At 65.7% G+C, this 17,173-nt stretch carries 13 protein-coding genes; 9 read left to right on the top strand and 4 right to left on the bottom strand.

The window, feature by feature from the left end:
- The 4 genes from BM031_RS16580 to BM031_RS16595 all read left to right on the top strand — a co-directional run.
- Positions 1–359: transposase (locus BM031_RS16580; protein WP_143084618.1), on the top strand; the 359-nt coding region annotated here is incomplete at its 5' end.
- A 460-nt stretch (positions 360–819) separates the two neighbouring features.
- On the top strand, positions 820–1,284 hold the full coding sequence (locus BM031_RS16585) for a bacteriohemerythrin (RefSeq protein ID WP_143084619.1): 465 nt from the start codon (positions 820–822) through the stop codon (positions 1,282–1,284).
- A 39-nt stretch (positions 1,285–1,323) separates the two neighbouring features.
- On the top strand, positions 1,324–2,160 hold the full coding sequence (locus tag BM031_RS16590; RefSeq protein WP_091875683.1) for a universal stress protein: 837 nt from the start codon (positions 1,324–1,326) through the stop codon (positions 2,158–2,160).
- Positions 2,161–2,203: 43 nt separating this feature from the next.
- The gene (locus BM031_RS16595) at positions 2,204–3,259 is read left to right on the top strand and encodes an NAD(P)-dependent alcohol dehydrogenase (RefSeq protein ID WP_091875684.1); all 1,056 of its coding nucleotides are present in this window, start codon (positions 2,204–2,206) and stop codon (positions 3,257–3,259) included.
- A gap of 6 nt (positions 3,260–3,265) precedes the next feature.
- On the opposite strand, the gene BM031_RS16600 is transcribed toward BM031_RS16595, so the two are convergent.
- Complete coding sequence (locus tag BM031_RS16600) at positions 3,266–3,760, bottom strand: universal stress protein (protein ID WP_091875685.1); 495 nt, start codon at positions 3,758–3,760, stop codon at positions 3,266–3,268.
- Positions 3,761–3,894: 134 nt separating this feature from the next.
- Between BM031_RS16600 and BM031_RS16605 the strand changes: the two genes are divergently transcribed.
- From BM031_RS16605 to BM031_RS16615, 3 genes are read left to right on the top strand one after another with little or no spacing between them, the layout of a single operon-like run.
- The gene (locus tag BM031_RS16605) at positions 3,895–4,980 is read left to right on the top strand and encodes an HlyD family secretion protein (RefSeq protein WP_091875686.1); all 1,086 of its coding nucleotides are present in this window, start codon (positions 3,895–3,897) and stop codon (positions 4,978–4,980) included.
- Complete coding sequence (gene rbbA, locus BM031_RS16610; RefSeq protein WP_091875687.1) at positions 4,977–7,730, top strand: ribosome-associated ATPase/putative transporter RbbA; 2,754 nt, start codon at positions 4,977–4,979, stop codon at positions 7,728–7,730. The genes BM031_RS16605 and rbbA overlap by 4 nt, the downstream gene beginning before the upstream one ends.
- 2 nt (positions 7,731–7,732) lie before the next feature.
- Positions 7,733–8,857: an ABC transporter permease gene (locus BM031_RS16615; RefSeq protein WP_218147614.1), complete on the top strand. Its 1,125-nt coding sequence runs from the start codon at positions 7,733–7,735 to the stop codon at positions 8,855–8,857.
- A 51-nt stretch (positions 8,858–8,908) separates the two neighbouring features.
- Here the strand turns inward: BM031_RS16615 and BM031_RS16620 are convergent, their stop codons facing one another.
- Entirely contained in the window at positions 8,909–10,687 is a 1,779-nt protein-coding gene (locus tag BM031_RS16620; protein WP_091875688.1) for a PHA/PHB synthase family protein, read from the bottom strand.
- A 12-nt stretch (positions 10,688–10,699) separates the two neighbouring features.
- A complete protein-coding gene (locus tag BM031_RS16625) occupies positions 10,700–11,539 on the bottom strand; it encodes a universal stress protein (protein ID WP_091875689.1) in 840 nt (279 codons plus the stop codon).
- 715 nt (positions 11,540–12,254) lie between these two features.
- Here BM031_RS16625 and BM031_RS16630 point away from each other — a divergent pair.
- A complete protein-coding gene (locus BM031_RS16630; protein ID WP_091875690.1) occupies positions 12,255–13,016 on the top strand; it encodes a hypothetical protein in 762 nt (253 codons plus the stop codon).
- A gap of 111 nt (positions 13,017–13,127) precedes the next feature.
- Positions 13,128–13,727: a hypothetical protein gene (locus BM031_RS16635; RefSeq protein ID WP_177207791.1), complete on the top strand. Its 600-nt coding sequence runs from the start codon at positions 13,128–13,130 to the stop codon at positions 13,725–13,727.
- Positions 13,728–15,124: 1,397 nt separating this feature from the next.
- Here the strand turns inward: BM031_RS16635 and BM031_RS16640 are convergent.
- Positions 15,125–16,135, bottom strand: a complete 1,011-nt coding sequence (locus tag BM031_RS16640) for a DNA-binding protein (protein WP_091875692.1) — start codon at positions 16,133–16,135, stop codon at positions 15,125–15,127.
- Positions 16,136–17,173 lie beyond the last annotated feature (1,038 nt).

Raw genomic sequence — 17,173 nt, forward strand, 5'->3', positions numbered from 1 at the left:
CCGTGAGCGCGCTCCAGCTGGAACGGCACCTGTTACCGATGCTCGATCCCCAAGTGCTGCTGGTAACCGACGCCAACGCGGCCTACCGGGCGTTCAGCCGGCGCCACGGCATCGCCCACCAGTACGTCAACCTGCGCGCCGGCGAGCGGGTGCGTCGCAGCAGCGAAGGCGCCATCCATGTACAGAACGTGAATGCCTATCACCGCCGCCTGCGCGACTGGCTGGCGCGCTTCCACGGCGTCGCGTCCCGCTACCTGACGAACTACCTGGGCTGGCGCAGGGCGCTTGATGGCGGGCGCGTCACGTCTGCCGAGGGATTGCTGCGCCTGGCAATCAAACCCATCCATAGCAAAAGGTGACAGCGCCAAGCAACAGGCCCACCGCGCGCGGCGGGTGACGGTGATCGAAGCCCGCGTCATCCTGGCCCAGCCGGTACAGCTTGAGGTTGTGAAGTCGGCGTCGTATCCGGACGATCCTGGCTCGTGACAGGATAATCGTCCGGCGGACCAAATTCGACCTGTACCGTTCGCATGTAACTATCTGATTCTACGCGATTGCTTCACTCTGCTCTCTCAACATTAGTTCACTTTGTCGCGAACTAGCTTTGAAACTTGGCGAAGGCGCGAACGCATTTTGAGACCTGCCGAAGGCTCTGGACTGTGGTGCGCTGACACCTGATTAGCTGGCTTCAGCGGCGCTGCGTCCATGTGCCTTTAACGCGAACCCGAGACATTTGATGTGGATCAAAGACAGGGCCGTAGTGGAACGGGGAGACTGCTACTTCATCCTCGCCGCCGCCATCCGGAACAGGTCTGCATCATGATTCCCGCATCACATCCCCCACAAAGCGCGCACACCGTCCTTCGCGCGCTGACTCATGCACGCAAGGGCCTGCTAACCCAAGTCCACGCTGCGGCAGGTGAGCCGGACGAACGCTTTCCCTCAGCTTTCGCGCGCTTGCTGGCAGCCATCGAAGCCGCCTTCCGCCACGAGGAGACACTGATGGAAACGATCGGCTTTCCCGGCGTACGCGAGCAGCGCCGCGACAATGCGCTGCTGCTCAACGCACTGCACCATGCGGCGCCGCGGGTGGAAGACGGTGAGCTCGGGATCGGCCGCGAGGTGGTCGCCGCCTTGCCGGGCCTGCTCTCGCTGCACCGCTTCTGCGGCCTGCGCGTGCTGGCGAGCGCGCGCGGCGCGGTGCTGGCCCTGCGCCGCCGCCCACCCGGCCCGCTTGCGGGGTATTCCCGGGCGACCAGGCCGGCCCGCCGACATCACGCCTAGCAAGGGACATCCGGACGCATCAACCAGGAGAAGCATGCCATGAGCTACCGAACCATCATCGTGCACGCCGACGCCTCGCGCCACGCGCCGCAACGCATCGGCATCGCCGCCAGGCTGGCTGCCGAGCACGAGGCACACCTGGTCGGCGTCGCCGCCATCGGTGTGTCGCGCGAGGTATTCCCTCGTGGCTATCACGCAGTGCCCGGCAGCCTGGAGGCCAGCTATTTCGATCCCCTGCATGAAACTGCGACGCAGGCGCTCGATCGCTTCGGCGAGCTGGCGGGCGAAGCCGGCGTCGCATTCGAAAAACGGCTGGTGTGCGACCTGGCCAGCGAGGCGTTGGCGCGGCTCGGGCGCTTTGCCGACCTGGTGATCGTGAACCAGGACGACCTGAGCGAAGCCCTGACCGACACCATCGGGCGCATCCCCGAATACGTGGCCTTCACCTGCGCACGCCCTGTGCTGGTGGTGCCCTGCGCGCCGGTGACACACGGCCTCGGGCGGCATGTGCTGGTCGCCTGGAACGGCAGCAAGGAAGCGTCGGCGGCGCTGTTGGCGGCCTTGCCCCTGATGCGGCGCGCCGTGCGTGCGACCATCGTCGCGTTCCGGCCGCCGGGCGATACCGAGCTGGCCGATCCACAGCAACAGGCCGATCTCGCCGCCTTCCTGGCGCGGCACGACGTCCAGGCCGAGATCCTGGCGATCGACCGCCACATCGATGGCGGTCGGGCGCTGCTCACGCTGGCGGCCCAGGAAGCCTACGACCTGCTGGTCATGGGCTGTTATGGCCATTCGCAGTTCCGCGAACTCTTTCTCGGGGGTGTCACCCGGCACGTGCTGCAGAACGCGACGATGTCCGTCCTGATGGCGCGCTGAACGGTGTAACAAGTCCGGGATCCATCACCGACGGGAGGATCCGATGGAAATGATGAAGGCGGCAGTTTTCGAGGGGCCGGGCCGGATCGCGCTCGGGCGCAAGCCGGTACCCCATGCAGGGCCCGGCGAAGCCATCGTCAAGGTGACGATGACGACCATTTGCGGGACGGACGTGCATATACTGAAAGGCGAATACCCCGTTGCGCCCGGCCTGACCGTCGGGCACGAACCGGTCGGCGTGATCGCCGAACTGGGCGCCGGGGTAGATGGCTACACGCTCGGCCAGCGGGTCGTGGTGGGGGCGATCACGCCCTGCGGCCAGTGCCATCCCTGCCTGGAGGGTCACCAGGCGCAGTGCGGGGGACATGCGATCGGCGGCTGGCGCTTCGGCAATACCATCGACGGCTGCCAGGCCGAATACGTGCGGGTGCCGTTCGCGATGGCGAACCTGGCCCCGGTACCTAGCGGCCTGAGCGACGAGCAGGTGCTGATGTGCCCCGACATCATGAGCACCGGCTTCGGCGGCGCCGAGAACGGCGCGATCCGCATCGGCGACACCGTGGCGGTGTTTGCCCAGGGTCCGATCGGCCTGTGCGCCACCGCCGGGGCGCGGCTGCGCGGCGCCAGCCGCATCATCGCGGTCGACACGGTGCCGGCACGGCTCGAGATGGCAAAACGGCTGGGCGCGGACCACGTCATCGATTTCAGGCACACCGATCCCGTCGAGGCAATCCTCGAACTGACCGGCGGGCAGGGCGCCGACGTCGCCATCGAGGCGCTCGGTACCCAGCAAACCTTCGAGAGCTGCCTGCGGGCCCTGCGTCCCGGCGGCACCTTGTCGAGCCTGGGTGTCTACTCGGGCAAGCTCAGCCTCCCGGTCGATGCCTTCGCCGCCGGCCTGGGCGACCACAAGCTGATCACGACCTTGTGCCCGGGCGGCAAGCACCGCATGCGGCGGCTGATGGACATTGTGTCGTCGGGCCGCGTCGACTTGCGGCCACTGGTAACGCACCGCTTCCCGCTCGACCGGATCGAGGAAGCCTACGAGCTGTTCGCCAACCAGCGCGACGGCGTGCTCAAAGTGGCGATCGTTCCCTGACACGCTTCAAGCCATGCCATCTTCGGTAAAATCGGGGCGCGTGGCCTCGCGTGGATCGCGCAGCAGCAGGACGGGGATGGGCGAGTTGGCCAGCACGTACTGCGCCACGCTTCCCGTAAACAGGCGGTTGGCGTCGTTGGGCCCGTGCGCTCCCATCACGATGAGGTCGCAGCCGTGTTCTTCGGCCACCCGGATGATCTCGGGGCCCGGGCTGGAAGCCAGCGGGATGGCGGGGTCGCAGCTGACCCCGCTCAGTTGGGCGATGCGGCCCACCGTGTCGGCATGGGTGTGCGCGGCCCGGCGGGCGCGCTCGAATTCTGCCTGCGCCGCCTGCGCGTCCGGCGCGGCCTCGCCGCTGTCGGGTATGCGGAAATGCGGTTGTGCGACCGATACCGCGACCACGCGCCCGGCGCCTGAACGGGCCAGCTGGACCGCCATCTCGGCGGCACGGACGGCCAGGTCGGAACCGTCGGTGGCAATGCAGATGCGTTCGAGGAACATGATGGGCCACCCTTTGTCGAAGTGCCAACAGCATTAAGGTTTCCCATCGCGAGCGCTTTGATGCACATCAAATTCCACAGAAGCTTGGCGCGCTCCCAGCCACCGCGGGGCAGGATCCGCGGGCGCGAGGCACCATGATCGCCTGGCGCGGTTGGCGCCTCGGCGCGCTCCTGCTGCTGGCCGCGCTGCTGGCCCTCGGGGCCACGGCCGGGCTCTGGTGGCAAGGGCGCGGGCAGGGCCAGGACCCCGGTCCGGGCTTCGTCGGCGGCAATGGCCGCATCGAGGCCACCGAGATCGACATCGCCACCAGGCTGCCGGGACGGGTTGCCGAGGTGCTGGTGCAAGAGGGCGACATGGTGAAGGCAGGGCAGGTACTGGCGCGCATGGACCCGCACACCCTGCTGGCGCAGCGCGCGGAAAGCGCGGCGCGCGAGCGCCAGGCGCGCGACGCGGTGGCGCAGGCCGCGGCCGGACTGGCGATGCGCCGCGGTGACGAGGCGGCTGCCGCCGCGAACGTGGTCCAGCGTCTGAGCGAGCTGGAAGCGGCGCAGCGGCGCCTGCGCCGCTCCACCACCCTGGCGGCAGCCGGCGCGGTGCCGTCCCAGGAGCTGGACGACGACGAGGCGCGGGTACGGGGCGCCGAGGCCGCGGTCACGGCGGCGCGGGCCCAGCGCGAAGCGGCCGCCGCTGCCATCGAGGCAGCCCGCGCCCAGGTGGTGGAGGCGCGCTCGAGCGTCGCCGTGGCGCTGGCCGCGACCGCCCGCATCGACGCCGACCTGCGCGAGCTCGAATTGCGCGCGCCGCGCGCCGGGCGCGTCCAGTACCGCGTGGCGCAGCCGGGCGAAGTGCTTCCCGGCGGCGGGACCGTACTCAACCTGATCGACCTGAGCGACGTCTTCATGAGCTTTTTCGTGCCCGAGGCCGCCGCCGGCCGCGTCGCGCTCGGCGCCGAGGTGCGCCTGCGGCTGGACGCCGCACCCGGCTTCATCGTGCCGGCCAGGGTCACCTATGTCGCCAGTAGCGCCCAGTTCACGCCGAAGTCGGTGGAAACGGCCAGCGAGCGGCAGAAGCTGATGTTCCGCGTCAAGGCCCAGGTCGATCGCCAGGTGCTGCTGCGCTACGCCGACCATGTCAAGGCCGGGGTACCGGGCGTCGCCTGGGTACGGCTCGACCGCCGCGCGAACTGGCCGCCTGCGCTGGCGCTGCGAGGCGGCCAATGAGGGAGGGCGCGGCCCCGGCGCCCCCGGTCGCTCGCGTCGAGGGCCTGCGCCTGCGCTACCGGCGCGTGACGGCGCTGGACGACATCAGCCTGGACCTGCCGGCGGGCGCCATGACGGGACTGATCGGGCCGGACGGGGTCGGCAAGTCGAGCCTGCTCGCAGTGCTGGCCGGCGCGCGCCGCTTTCGCCATGGCCGGGTCGAGGTGCTGGGCGGCGACATTGGCCACGCAGGCTTCCGTGCCCAGGCCAGCCCGCGCATCGCCTACATGCCCCAGGGGCTGGGCCGCAACCTGTATCCCTCGCTCACGGTCGAGGAAAACCTGCAGTTCTTTGCCCGCCTGTTCGGCCTCGACGCGCCGGCCGCCCAGGCACGTATCGACCTCCTGAGCCGCAGCACCGGGCTGCATCCCTTCCTCGGGCGTCCGGCGGGCCTGCTGTCGGGCGGGATGAAGCAGAAGCTGGCCTTATGCTGCGCTCTCATTCATGAGCCTGACTTATTAATCCTGGATGAGCCCACCACCGGCGTCGACCCGCTGGCCCGGGTGCAGTTCTGGGAACTGATCGCCGCGATCCGGCGCGCGCGGCCGGCCCTGAGCGTGGTGGTGGCGACCGCCTACATGGACGAGGCCGGCCAGATGGACTGGCTGGTGGCGCTCGACGCCGGCCGGGTGCTGGCCGCCGGCAGCCCCGCCGCGTTACTGGCGCGCACCGGCTGCACCGACCTGGAACAGGCCTTCGTGGCGCTGCTGCCGCCTGGGCGCCGGGCCGGACAGCGGCCCGCGGCCGCCCCACCCCTGCAAACAGTGCCCACAGGAGAGGCGCCATTGGCGGACGCCGTGGTCGAGGCGCGCGGGCTGTCACGGCGTTTCGGCGACTTCGTCGCGGTGCGTGACGTAAGTTTCCGCATCGCGCGTGGCGAGATCTTCGGCTTCATCGGCTCCAACGGCTGCGGCAAGAGCACCACCATGAAGATGCTCACCGGACTGCTGGCGCCGAGCAGCGGCGAGGCCTGGGTCCTGGGCCAGCAGGTAGAGCGCCACGACCTCGCCAGCCGGCGCCGGGTCGGGTATATGTCGCAGGGCTTTTCCCTGTATCACGAACTGAGCGTACGCCAGAACCTGCTGCTCCATGCGCGCCTGTTCGACCTGCCCGAGGATGCCGGACACCGCCGCTGCGCCGACCTGGCCCAGCGCTTCGGGCTGGAGCCGGTGCTCGACGCCATGCCGGACGCGTTGCCACTGGGGATGCGCCAGCGCCTGTCGCTCGCGGTCGCGCTGGTACATGGGCCCGAGCTCCTGATCCTGGACGAGCCCACCTCCGGCGTCGACCCGGTGGCGCGCGACGGTTTCTGGGGCGAGATGCTGGCCCTGTCGCGCCAGGAAGGCGTGACGATCTTCATCTCGACCCATTTCATGAACGAGGCCGAGCGCTGCGACCGGGTGGCGCTGATGCATGCCGGCCGGGTGCTGGCCTGTGGCGCGCCCGGGGATCTGCGGCGCGAGCGGGGCGTGGACAGCCTGGAACAGGCCTTCGTGGCCTGGCTGCGCGAAGCCGACCCCGAGGCGGCGCAGCCGGCGCCCGCGCTGCCGCCGCACCAACCCCAGGCTGTCGCGCGCTTCGCCTGGCTGCGCCGAGCCGCGGCCTGCAGCCGGCGCGAAAGCCTGGAGCTGCGGCGCGACCCGGTCCGGGCCCTGCTGGCGACGCTCGGCTCGCTGCTCCTGATGATCGTGATCGGCTATGGCCTGAACATGGACGTCGAAGACCTGCCATATGCCGTGCTCGACCGCGACGGCACGGCGCTCAGCCGCGACTATGCACTGAACCTGTCCGGCTCGCGCTACTTCAGCGAGCGGCCGCCGCTGGCGGACTACGCCGACCTCGACCGCCGCATGCGCTCGGGCGAGCTTGCGCTGGCGATCGAGATCCCGCCCGGCTTTGCACGCGCGCTGCAGCGCGGCCGGCCAGTGGAGATCGGCGCCTGGATCGACGGCGCCAACCCGCCGCGCGCCGAGACGGCAGAAGGCTATGTGCAGGGCATGCACGCGCACTGGCTGCGCACCCGGGCCGCCATGGCGGGCGCCGCCGGGGCGGGGGCAGGGACGACCATCGCCAGCGTCGAGACGCGATTTCGCTACAACCCCGACGTGCGCAGCATGCCCGCCATGGTGCCGGCGATCATCGCCCTGCTGCTGCTGAACCTGCCGGCCATGCAGGCGGCGCTGGCGGTGGTGCGCGAGAAGGAGATGGGTCCGATCGTCAACCTGTATGTGACGCCGCTGCGGCGCAGCGAGTTCCTGCTCGGAAAGGCGGCGCCCTACGTGCTGCTCGCCATGCTGAACTTCGCCCTGATGACGCTGCTGGCCGTGACGGCGCTCGGCGTCCCGCTCAAGGGCAGCGTGGCGGTGCTGGCGGCGGCAGCTTTCCTGTTCTGCATCTGCTCGACCGGCATCGGCCTGCTGGCCTCGGCCTTCACTCGCAGCCAGATCGCGGCCATCTTCCTGACCATGATCGGCACCATGCTGCCGGCGATCCAGTTCGGCGGCCTGATCAACCCGGTGGAGACGCTGGAGGGCGTCGGCAGGATGATCGGCGAAGCTTATCCGGCCTCGCACATGCTGACCGTCGCGCGCGGTGTCTTTTCGAAGGCGCTTGGCTGGAGCGACCTGCGGGCCGAGTTCCTGGCCCTGCTGGCGGCGATCCCCGTGATCCTGGGCCTGGCGATCGTGGCCCTGCCGCGGCAGGAGCGCTAGCCGTGGGCCTGTCCTGGCACAAGATCTGGCGCCTGGGCGTCAAGGAGTGGTGGAGCCTGTTGCGCGACCCGGTGATGCTGGGCCTGATCGTGTACAGCTTCACCGCGGCCGTGTACGTCGCCGCGACCGCCCAGCCCGATACACTGAGTCGGACCTCGCTCGCCATCGTCGACGAGGACGTGTCGGCGCTGTCGCTGCGGATCCGCCAGGCCTTCCTGGCGCCGCAGTTCATCCCGCCCGAGGTCATCGGCCTGGACGAACTGGATGCGCGCCTGGATCGCGGCAGCGCCACCTTCGTGCTGGTGATCCCGGCCGGCTTCCAGCGCCGGGTGCTGGCGGGGCGCCCGGCTGCGCTGCAACTGAACGTCGACGCCACCCGCATGAGCCAGGCGTTCTCCGGCAGCGGCTACGTCGAGCAGATCGCGCTGGGCGAAGTGGCGGCCTTCGCGCGCGGCGTGCGGATGCAGGAAGCGCCGCCGGTCGGGTTGACGGTGCGGGCGCGCTTCAACCCGGCGCTCACGCCAAGCTGGTTCGGCGGGCTGATGGAACTGATCAACAATGTGACCATGCTGTCGGTGATCCTCAGCGGCGCCGCATTGATCCGCGAGCGTGAGCACGGCACCGTCGAGCACTTGCTGGCGATGCCGGTGCGCCGGGTGGAAATCCTGCTGGCCAAGCTGTGGTCGATGGCCGCGGTGGTGATGCTGGCGACCGTGGTGGCGCTGCTGGTGGTGCTGCGCGGGTTGCTGCAGGTCGGCCTGCAGGGATCGCTGCCGATGTTCCTGCTCGGGCTCGCGCTGCACCTGTTCGCCACCACCTCGCTGGGCATCCTGATGGCGGCAACCGCGCGCGGCATGCCGCAGTTCGGCCTGCTGGTGATCCTGGCCCTGCTGCCGCTCCAGATGCTGTCCGGCGCCACCACGCCGCGCGAGAGCATTCCCCTGGTGCTGCGCGAACTGATGCTGCTGGCGCCCACCACCCATTTCGTGGACATCAGCCAGGCGATCCTGTTCCGTGGCGCCGGTATCGACGTCGTGTGGCGACCCATGCTGGCCGTGCTGGCGATCGGTACGGTGCTGTTCGCGCTGGGCCTGGCGCGCTTCGGCACGGCCCTGCGTCCGCGCTGAGGCGGCGCGTGTCGGGAGGAGATTGCAGCCGCTGCGCTTGCCGGGCATTCGTCAAGGCTGCAGGACGTAGCTGCCCGGGGCGGCAGGTCCGGTCACCGGGTCTGGCGGCGCCACCAGGGAACCGGCGTGGCGTGCCAACCAGGATTCCCAGGCCGGCCACCAGCTGCCGTCCTGTCGGCGATTGATCGCCTGCCAGGCGTCGGGACCGATGTAGGGCGCTTCGTGCGGGTGGACTGATACTTGATAGCTGCGCCCGGGCGTGCCCGGCGGCGAGACCACGCCCGCGTTGTGGCCGCCGGTGGTGAGCAGGAAGGTGACCTCGGTATCGGTCAGCGGAATGATCTTGTACACCGAGCGCCAGGGCGCGACATGGTCGGTCATGGCGCCCACCGCGAACACTGGCGCCTTGATGTCGGTCAGCGCCACCGGATGGCCGTCCACGATGTAGCGCTGGCTGGCCAGGCGGTTCTTCAGGAAAAGCGTATGCAGGTATTCCGAATGCATGCGGCAAGGCATGCGGGTGGCGTCGGCATTCCACGAGGCCAGGTCGTTGTCCTTGTCCGGGATGTCGAGCAGGTATTGGCGCAAGCGCCGTGACCAGATCAGGTCGTTCGAGCGCAGCAGCTGGAAGGCGCCGGCCATCTGGCGCGTGTCGAGGTAGCCCTGCTGCCACATGACGGCCTCCAGGAAGGCAACCTGGCTGTCGTCGATGAACAGCGACAGCTCACCCGGTTCGGTGAAATCGACCTGGGCCGCGAGCAAGGTTATGCTGGCCAGGCGATGGTCGCCGCCGCGCGCCATCGCTGCGGCCGCGATCGCCAGCAGGGTGCCGCCAAGGCAGTAGCCGCAGGCATTGACCCGCGGGGCGCCGGTCTGGGCCTCGATGGTGTCGAGCGCGGCCATCACCCCCAGGCGGCGGTAATCGTCGAGCGACAGGTCGCGGTCGTCGGCATCCGGGTTCTTCCAGGAAATGATGTAGACCGTATGACCATGCTCGACCAGGTAGCGCACCAGCGAATTATGCGACGACAGGTCGAGGATGTAGTACTTCATGATCCAGGCCGGCACGATCAGGAGCGGCACCGCATGCACCTGGGGTGCAGCCGGTTCGTAGCGGATCAGCTCGACGAGACGGTTTGACATCACCACCTTGCCAGGCGTGATGGCGACGTCGCGGCCCGGCTTGAACGCGACCGGGGCGTGGGTGCCGGCCAAGGCCCGGCGCAGGTCGCCCACGGCCCGCACCGCGCCGCGCACCAGGTTCTCGCCCCCGCGCTGCAGCGTGACCTGCTGCGCCACCGGATTGGTGGCGATGAAGTTGGAGGGCGCCATGCCATCGAGCAGCTGGCGCGCCACGAAGGTGACCACGTCGGTATGGTGGGGCGAGACCCCGCGCACACCACTGGTGGCGCGGTGCCACCATTTCTGGCTAAGCAGGAAACCCTGACTGATCCCGTTCCAGGGCCAGGCATGCCAGAGCGGGTCGCTGAAACGCTTGTCCTGGGCAAGCGGACGCACCGGTTCGTCGGCATTGCCGAGCATGGCTGCGGCGCTGTAGCGCAGCCACTCGCTCCAGTCGGCGGCGGCCTGGACGGCGAGTTCCGTCTGCTTGGCCGGCGAGAGCAGCAGGTGCGCGGCCCAGTCCTGCCAGGCGGCCGCGAGTGCGGCGGGCGAGATGTAGCCTGTCAGGCGTCCCAGCCAGGCGTTCAGGGCCAGGTCGATGTGGGCGTGCTCGACCCGGGATTCCGGGTAGCCTGCGCGCGCGCCCCCCTGCCAGGTGCTGGCTTCGCGTCGCTGTTCCGAGGGCGGGATGTCGTCGCGGATGTTCATGGCAGGCTTCAGTCAATGGGCGATCAGGAGCGGGACCGGGGCGCGCTCCAGCAGTTCGCGGGTGGCGCCGCCCAGCATCCATTCATGGAAGCGGCTGTGGCCATAGGCGCCGCATACCATCAGTCCCGCGCCGCAGTCGCGTGCCATGCCCGCCAGGGTACTGCCGACGGTGGCGCTGGTGCGCTCGGCCACCACCTCGACCGCCACCCCATGTCGCGCCAGGTAGAGCCCCATGTCGGCCCCGGGCTCTTCGCCATGCAGTCCGGATTGCGGGTAGGGATTGATCGTGACCAGCTTGACGGTAGTGGCGCGCTGCAGCAGGGGTAGCGCCGCATCAAGGGCCCGCAGCGCGGGAACCCTGCCGTCCCAGCCCGCCACGACCGTGCCGGGAATCGGCTCGTCGGCGTAGGAGGCGGGGACCACAAGCACCGGCCGGGTGCCGTTCAGGGCCAGCATTTCGGGCAGGCGCCGCACAGGGGGCGGCGGACCCGGGTCGTCATCGCTGTCCTGGCTCAGGACGACCAGATCCGCGTAGCGCGACTGCAGGAGCAGGCCGTAGCCGGCCGCGTCCTCGATCAGGCGGGCCTCGTGCGATGCCACGCCCAGGCGCCCGGCCTGCTCCGAAAACGCCTGGAGCCGCAGCAGCGCCGCGTCGCGCAGTGCGCCGAGATCGACGGCCTGCACCGGTGCCCCGGCGGAGCCGGCCAGCACGGCGAAGTCCATCCAGGAGATGCCGGTCGCCGCGCTCCCGATCAGGTGGGCGTCGTCTTCGGTGGCGAGCCGTACCGCGGCGCGCAGGCGGCTATCCTGGCGGGAGCTGCCGTCGACATGGACGAGGATGGTCTTGTACATGGCGCTCTCCTTCGAAAATGGCCAGCAGTCGGGCCAGCCGCCGTTCGACAAGCTGCGGCGCGATTAGTGCGCGAGCGGGCATTCCTCGGCAGGACGCCACTTCTCAAATTCCTAATGCTTTAGCAGCGGAATCCTACCAAGATCACAAGCTCCCCATGTCAGAATGGGTTCGAAGCGCGGCCCGGGACTGCCGCGGGGAGGTCGAGATGATGGCAAAACAATGCCGCTGCACCTGCCTGGCGGCGTTACTGGCCATGCTTCCAGCGCTTGCCGGCGCGGCTCCGAAATACTACTCGACATCGCCGGCAGGCAGCAAGTACGCGCGTGCGCGTGCGCTTGCGCTCAACAACCTCGGCCATTTTGCGGTCCACAGCTTCGGACCGGAAACCCCTTACCAGGGCGCCTCGATCGACCGCCCGTCCATGGGGGAATCGGTCGGCGGCCTGGGCGGCTACGCCACCCAGATCCGCGCCATCAACGACGTCGACGAGGCGGTGGGGATGTCGACCACGGACCTGGGCGAGTCGCACAACTTCCTGTATTCCGAAGGACGGCGGCGCGAATCCCGTCGACCTGCATACGCAGCTGTACCGCCCCCCGGCCGGACTGGTGCTGTATTCGGGAAGGGCGATCAACGACGGGGGGAGCGATTCTGGCCTACTCCTCTGCCGGCCTGGTTTTGCTGCGCCCAGGCGTCCGCGGGACGGACGCGCCGGTGCTCGGCCCCATCACAGGCGTGCCCGACAGGACCGAGGTCGGCCAGGAGGTCCGGGCCACCGTCGGCTTCGTCGACAATTCGCCCAGCCAGACCCACAGCGCGGCCGTGGCCTGGGACGACAACTGCACCTCGCCCCATCCGGCGGTGCGTGAAACGGGTGGCGTCGGCCAGGTCACGTTCCAGCACCGCTTCTGTGCCGCTGGAGTTTATCGTGTGAGGGTTCAGGTGAGCGACTCCGGAGGTCGGCATACCGACGTGGCCCGCTATTACATCGTCGACGACCCAGCGCTGCCGGCGATCAGCGGCCAGGGCGCGTTGGCCCGGGCGTCCGACTACGCTGGGCGCGCGGGGCAGGGCACGCAGGCCCTTCGTTTCATGTTGTGGGCGCCGCTTCCCGGCCCGGCGGCGGCAGGTGCTTCTGCGGCAGACCGTGCGCTGGTTACCTTGGCAGGCCCTTTCCAGTTCGTGAGCGATCGCGTCGGTGCGCTGTCCCGCGAGGGGAACCTGGTACGAATGGAAGGAACGGGACGCTACAACGGTCGCGCGGGATACCGCTTCCTGGTCGAGGCCAGCGATGGCGACCGGTTGGGCATGACCGGGGGCGACCGGCTACGGCTACGCGTCACGCATGTGGAACCCAATGGCGCCGAGGTTGTGGACTACGACAATGACGCAATGGCAAACGAAACGGTGCTGCAATCATCCTCGAACCCGCACCGGACCTTGGTCAGGCAAGGTGGGTTCAGCTTGAAGGATTGACCGCGACGGCGGCTGGTCCTCGCGTCCGGAGACCGGGACCTGCCCAGTCTTCCCGTTAGCAGCTACGGCGGCGGCCGCCGGCACGTGGGCGGCGCTTTCCCGGCTCGCTTCATGCCGATGCCGGCACTTCCCCGTTTGTCGATTGCAGTGCTGGCGCATCATTTCCGTTTGCCGCTGGCGCATCTCGGGCGACATTGCTTTCATGTGCTGGTCAAGCAACTCTCGGCACTGTCCCTCCGGCGCATTGCGCAACCCGCGGTGTACCGTGCACATGGCGCCGATGTCCAATCCTTGTGGCTGCTCCATGCCGGCACACGCCACGTCCTCGATCAGTTGCGCCAAGAGCTCGCGGCTGCAGCCGCGACAAATGCAGGTCTGGAAGCGCGATTCGAGGATCTTCGGCGCCAGTTCAGCGACACGCAGGCACGGGCCGGTCAGCAGAACGCTGCACATCTTGCCGAGAGGGAGAAGCTAGCGGAACGTACGAGCCTGGCGGAGCAGCGATTCGCCGACATGGAGAGGCGGGCCTTGTTGGAAATTGACAGGGGACGAACAGCGTCAGCGCAAATTCAGAAGAGGTTTGAATCGGAACAAGAGGCAGCTGCGGCAGAGGCCAACCGACTACGTACTGACTACAGCGCGGCTCAGGCGAACATCGGGCAGTTGCGCGAGCAGCTTAGTTCTGCAAAGCGCAATGCTAACGCTGGGTAATGAGCGAGATCGAGAGAGGGAAGAGCTACAGTCAATTCGAGCACAGCTGCAGGACGCCGTTCGCAGCGCCGCTGCCGAAAGCGCTAGGGCAGGCGGACTACACAATGAGTTGGAACGGCAGCGAAACGACGCCACCGCCCGTGCGCGGCAAAACGTAGACTCCAGCACTGTACGCAAAACGGAGAAGTAAGACATGGGCGAACCTGACAACTGAATGGCCCATCTAACCATGACGCTCTGTGATGGGCCACCAGAGTGCTCGCGCCGGAAACCACGAGCGCATCCACGCTCACCAACCAAACACCGCATAAGGTCAAACTTCGCCCTTCATCCAGCTTCTTAGCTTAACTCGACATTATTTAACGTAATGTCGAGTTCGTTTTTACCAAAATTCAAGCATTATCCTCGAGACATATCCATATATGTAACCGCGGCCGCCGAGAACGGCAGCGGTTTCACCTGAAGCGTTGAATGCGTCGGAGTTCACTGGCTAATTCGAAAGTACGTTGCCCAGGTCAACATTTTGACTTTTCCCACCCGAAATACGAATCCGAAAGCGCCCGAACTGCTTTTTCGGAATGATTCCCACCCAACCAGAACCTAAGAAATCCCTCAGGGAATGACTGCGTTTTCGTTCGCCATTCCTGGCAAGGTCCGTAGAGGAATGCACCCCCTTGACCCAAGGATGCAGTCGAAGGCTGGCCTCAAGCAGCGGTGGCGTCAAAACCCGTACAGAGAACCTGGCCTTCGAAGCACCGGGATGCGCATTGTCCTAACCGAGCGCAGATCTTTGCCATCTTCTGAAACGCCAGCTAATCGCCGTAGTCTGACCCAGGGACACATGACTAGCGATGATTGCGCGCCGCTTGGTGTGATTACGATGCCGCGAGCCTCAAAGCCGCGACAGAATACTGTGAACAAGTGCGATCTCTTTCCAAACATGCAAAGGATTCACAAGATTCTGTCGCTGGGAGGGGGGATATTCTGTCGGTGTACTGCAATGAACTGAGGAGGTAAGCTGCGCACGGTAGGTGTCTCAAAATTAGTTCGCAGCGTTCGGGTGGTCTCACATCTAGTTCGTCTCAATGCACACTTTCAGTTCGCCGTAGGGTATTCCTCCCGCGCCCGGCTCTTTAACAAGCAAGACATTTAACATAATATAGATTATGCGTAATTGCGAACATGAACGTTAGCTGCCTGAAGCTCTAGCGCTCCGAACTAAATTGATATACATCTACGGAAGTAATTAGCTGCCAACTACTATCCGCACATATGTCACGTTTTTAGTTCCAATATTTTGTCCGGTCTTGAAACGCGACGGAGAACGTTTCCGCAAGATTAGAGTGCCTTTTCCTCTAGCAAGCGCTCGATGCTGACTCGCCGGAAAAAGTCGTGGGTCAGCGCCAGTTCTTCCTTAGGCTTTTGCGTTTGACCGTATTCGACCGTTTACCGGCTTTTGAACTCAAGTGAGATGTTGGCTGTTGAGTTTGGCGGCCTCTGCCTAGTAGCTCGGCCAAGCGCATGTCTGCGGCAGATAAATCCCTCACAAGTGCTTCGCGCTGCTCAGTCGCGAGTTGCGTAGCGCTGACGGCACTGCTGAGCTGGTTTTTCAAAAGCTCTACTGTGACGCTCAGCTCAGATATACGTTGCTCACACAGGATAGCCGTCTTACGCTCATTTTCAGCAGCCCCTTCAGCTATCTTTTCTGCCCGCTTGAGTGCAACGCGTCCTCGGTCCAGCTCTAGGTTAACTCTCTTTTCCGCTTCGTTCAGCCGTTGCACTTCGCGCTCTTTCTCATCGCGCTGAAGTTGGAGCTCACGTGAAAACTCTTGTCGGGTCTCCTTTACTCGTTTCTCGTGCTCGTCCGCCTGAAGTCCCAGGCGGCGGACTTCCTCCGTCATCGCTAAGTTGGTGGAGGACGCAACCGTCAGGCGCTTTTCTGTGTCAGCGAGCTCTTTACTCAGATGGCGGAAGTTAACTGCTGATTCGGAAAGCTGAGCTTGCAGCTTCTCGTTCGCCTCGCGTAGCAAATTAGCAGTATTCTCTGCAAGCTCAACAGATGCTGCGGCGCCGGCTTTGATTAATTCCACCGCTTCGTCAGAGCGCTGCCTTGCTTGCCTCCAAAGCTCGGCCACAAGTTCCCCCGCAATTTCTTGCAGTGCCTCAGGCAAATCCGGATGCGAGATGGTCCCGCGACTGTTCGCTCGCAGGTCCTGCCAGAATTTCGCAAGCGCTTCAGCCGGCGCAGACATGCTGCCCTTCCTAACGAGCTGATACAAACCGTTTGCGGTTGGAGTCTTCCCATACCGGAAAAAAATAATCACGCACGCTTCACGATAAAGGTCCGCCGTCTTCAGGCCCATCGCTTTCAAGTGCTCGATATCTTCGCGTAATTGCTTTTCGTCCATAACCACCTCCCAAGTGCCCGCGCTTCAAGAAATAATACAACGTATTATGTAGGGTACCTTGAACCATCGCAGGAAAATATGACATTATTCTTATAATGTCGAATTTATCCTTGGGTTGTGCTCCTGGGGCGGCCTCTCTCCAAGACTCTGCTGGGTGCTCCTCCCCTGCTGCAAAATTCATCATCGCCAGTGGCGGCACGACTGCAACGGGCAATGATGAGGTCTACGGTGACAGGAACAGCTATTGAGCTGCCAGCATCTCGGTCGGTCTGCGAGAGTAAAGCAAAGGAACCGAAGAGCACCGAGTCGGCAAAGTGGGTGCTGTCCTGCCCGGCTACGCTAAGTCACCGTGCCTGCTTTTCTTCTTTGCGGCACACCTAACTCTCGAACTAAGTCAGCCAGGACTTTAAATTCGGCCAAGTCGTCACCGTATTTTCTAATACGGCCGAATGGACGGGACTCTCCTATGAATATGAAGATTGGCGCCCTTGCTAGGGGCCCGGATGTTCACCCGTTGTCTAGTAAAAATTCCGCGGTTAGAGCCAGCCGTGGTAGACCTTGCGATACCGACAAGTCGGATGTCTATAGCCGTTGCCACTCATCACAGAACGCCATGTGCGGCTGCGAAGGCATGCCGGAGCACGTTTGTCCGCCAGCTGTATTGTCCAGAATTACAGAGGCGAACCATAGCAAGGGCCATACCGCTCAAGCTAAACGCTTATTCGGTCGCGTGCAATGAACTAGTATCGGTGGCGCGGCGCCAATCCGAACGGAGTGCGCAGCGACAAAATCCAAACTGCTGCGAACGAGTACGTCACTGACCTCTCCGCGCGATAGGTAGGTTGCTTAAGTCGAGTTGATGATGAACTGCATTGCGAACTCGTCTTCGGGGGCCTAGATTCTGGCGAGGTGTTCCAAGGAAAACGTTCGCCCAGAGTCAAGGTAACCGCTCTGGGCGCCCGACCCTAGAGCAGCACCGTCTAATATGAGGTGTGCGCCGGATGGACGGTCAGGATGTAGTCAAATCGAGAACTACGA

This window comes from Massilia yuzhufengensis, assembly GCF_900112225.1.
Classification (GTDB): Bacteria; Pseudomonadota; Gammaproteobacteria; order Burkholderiales; family Burkholderiaceae_D; genus Telluria; species Telluria yuzhufengensis.